The organism is bacterium (assembly GCA_023150945.1).
Lineage (GTDB): Bacteria > Zhuqueibacterota > Zhuqueibacteria > Zhuqueibacterales > Zhuqueibacteraceae > Coneutiohabitans.
The window spans coordinates 1-692 of record JAKLJX010000079.1 but is presented as its reverse complement, the minus strand read 5'-3'; the positions used below and the strand labels follow the sequence as shown (position 1 = coordinate 692).

Below are 692 nucleotides of genomic sequence, written 5' to 3'. Positions count from 1 at the left end.
GCCAGCTAAGGTCCCCAATAGTGGCTAAGTGGGAAACGAAGTGGGAAGGCTAAAACAGTCAGGATGTTGGCTTAGAAGCAGCCATCATTTAAAGAAAGCGTAATAGCTCACTGATCGAGTCGTCCTGCGCGGAAGATGTAACGGGGCTAAGCCAGTAACCGAAGCTGCGGGTGCGTCGCAAGACGCGCGGTAGGAGAGCGTTCTGTACGCCTGTGAAGGTGGATCGCGAGGTCTGCTGGAGGTATCAGAAGTGCGAATGCTGACATGAGTAGCGTTAAAGGGGGTGAAAAGCCCCCTCGCCGTAAGCGCAAGGTTTCCTACGCAACGTTCATCGGCGTAGGGTGAGTCGGCCCCTAAGGCGAGGCAGAGATGCGTAGCTGATGGGAAACAGGTCAATATTCCTGTACCGATGTGTAGTGCGATGTGGGGACGGAGAAGGTTAGCTCAGCCGGGTGTTGGATGTCCCGGTTCAAGCCTGTAGTCGTGCCTGGTAGGAAAATCCGCCGGGCTTAGATGAGGGGTGATAACGAGGCGGCTTGCCGCCGAAGTGAGTGATACCCTGCTTCCAGGAAAAGCCACTAAGCTTCAGCTACACACGACCGTACCGCAAACCGACACTGGTGCGCGTGATGAGTATTCTCAGGCGCTTGAGAGAACTCTGGAGAAGGAACTCGGCAAATTGACACCGTAAC

The 692-nt window shown here is 55.1% G+C and carries 1 rRNA gene; it reads left to right on the top strand.

Annotation, left to right across the window (positions count from 1 at the left end):
• Nucleotides 1–692, top strand: a 23S ribosomal RNA gene (locus L6R21_28120); the annotation flags it as partial.